Source organism: Prevotella amnii DSM 23384 = JCM 14753 (assembly GCF_000378745.1).
Lineage (GTDB): Bacteria > Bacteroidota > Bacteroidia > Bacteroidales > Bacteroidaceae > Prevotella > Prevotella amnii.
In genome coordinates this window covers 26,697-28,393 of sequence record NZ_KB905290.1, presented here as the reverse complement: position 1 = coordinate 28,393, position 1,697 = coordinate 26,697, and the positions used below count along the sequence as shown (strand labels likewise).

Here is a 1,697-nt window from a genome sequence, read left to right as displayed (position 1 = left end):
GGTAGTCCAAAGGCTGGAACGTGGGTAAAATAAGGTTGCATATTCCCCTCTATGTCTGTGTGGGGCGATATAACCTCCGCTTTGGTGTCCTTACTCCATTGGTCTGCGAGTGCGATTTCTTCGTCTGTCAGTCCTGTACTATCTCCATTGATAAGGTAGCCTAAACTCCACGTTGGAATTTTCTCTATTGTCTTGTATGTCGCCATAATCGTTGTTATTATAGGATTGTTATGCGGTTGCTCTCTGTGCTATCATTCTCATATTCTTCTGCATCAAGGCGAGTATCTGTTCGTGGTACTCGGTGTTCTTGTTGCACACTCCACGACTTTGTACCACTTTCATCGTTTCCAATGATACCTCAATGGTTTCGATGCGCTCTCCGTCCTTTGTGGCAGAGAAGATAAGCGACTGCGGTTTGCTGTAATAGTGTGCGTCATATACGCAATGGTGCATTGCCGTGCCTTCCTCTAAATGCTCTTGCACACTCTCCAAAACGTGGATACGGATAATGCCGTCAGTAAACTCTATGCCAAAGAATTTTGCTTTGAGTTGCTTGTACTCTTGTTCGGCTTCTATTGCTTCCTTACGCTTCTTGATAATGTTCTCACGCTCTTTCATCGCTCTGCTCTTGGCTTGGTAATGGTCGTGCGCTGCTCTTAGGTCGGTGGGGCAAACATACTTGGCATTGTGAATATCCTTGCCTAATTGATTGAGCATATCCACCATATCACACCATAGACTTCCGTCCTCTATATGGTAGCCGTTTCGCAAACAGATGCGGATAGATGCCCAATAGCTATCAATGCTTCTTCGACCATTGTGCATGAAGAATTTGAGTAGCGGGATTTGCCCCGACTTCAACAAGGTTTCCACACGGCTATCGGAAAGCAGTGCCGGTATAAGTTCGGTAGGCACTATATTGTGGAAGTTTCCCTCAAAACCATTTCTGCGGAGTGTGTCCGTAACCTTGAACTTGGGATATATCGGTGAGTACGATATATGGCGGTAGGCTTCGTTGTCGTTGCGTACTGCCATTGGCGAACAGAAAGAAAAGGTGTCAATGTATCTGCCTAATGTTCGTTGAACAGCAATAATCGTTTTTCTTCCTTGTGCGTTCCACCAATACTGACCGATTTCAAAGGTATATGAAGATGCCTTGCAACCTTTCTCCATTTCCACAGAAAGGAGGAACATTCTTAGTATTTGGTATTCTCCGTAAGTGGTAAGTATTGTGAAGTATTGCTTTTGTCTTATCTTGCGTTGAAAGGTTTCCTTGACCTGCAACCTTGCCCCGCAATGGGGGCAGGTGCAAGTGTCCGTAGGCTTTTCTATTGTCCAACTATGCCCACAATCCATACACGTTGTGCGACCTTTGGGCAGTCGGTAGGCGAAATGGTCTATACATTCACGGAATGCCCATTTGCTCTGTGTCTTGGTTATCGGGCGAAGGTGCTTACTCTCGGCAAGGACTGCCTTCTCATATTTGTTTCTTGGTTTCATAGGCTTAAAAATCAAATAGTGACGGTTGTGTTTGGGGTGCTGCGCTTTCGGTTTTCTTCACTCGTGCGTTACGGCTCTGTATCTTGGCGAGTTCCTCACGTTGGTACTGCTTGATGGCTTCTTGCCTTGCTTCGGCTTTCTCCTCCTCTGTGAGTTCCACAATATGATTTACTGCCACTCTGCAAGTGATTTCCTTT

At 45.7% G+C, this 1,697-nt stretch carries 3 protein-coding genes; all 3 read right to left on the bottom strand.

What is annotated here, in order from left to right; translation table 11 throughout:
- On the bottom strand, nt 1–206 hold a 206-nt coding region (locus F596_RS0108070; protein WP_019036542.1), incomplete at its 3' end, for a DUF6926 domain-containing protein.
- A 22-nt stretch (nt 207–228) separates the two neighbouring features.
- Entirely contained in the window at nt 229–1,500 is a 1,272-nt protein-coding gene (locus F596_RS0108065) for a PcfJ domain-containing protein (protein ID WP_019036541.1), read from the bottom strand.
- Between the two features lie 4 nt (nt 1,501–1,504).
- On the bottom strand, nt 1,505–1,697 hold a 193-nt coding region (locus F596_RS10995), incomplete at its 5' end, for a Cas9 inhibitor AcrIIA9 family protein (RefSeq protein ID WP_036866117.1).

What these genes read in the sequence shown, in the direction of transcription:
- F596_RS0108065 (WP_019036541.1), bottom strand. Translation starts at nt 1,500, where the DNA reads ATGAAACCAAGAAACAAATATGAGAAGGCAGTCCTTGCCGAGAGTAAG.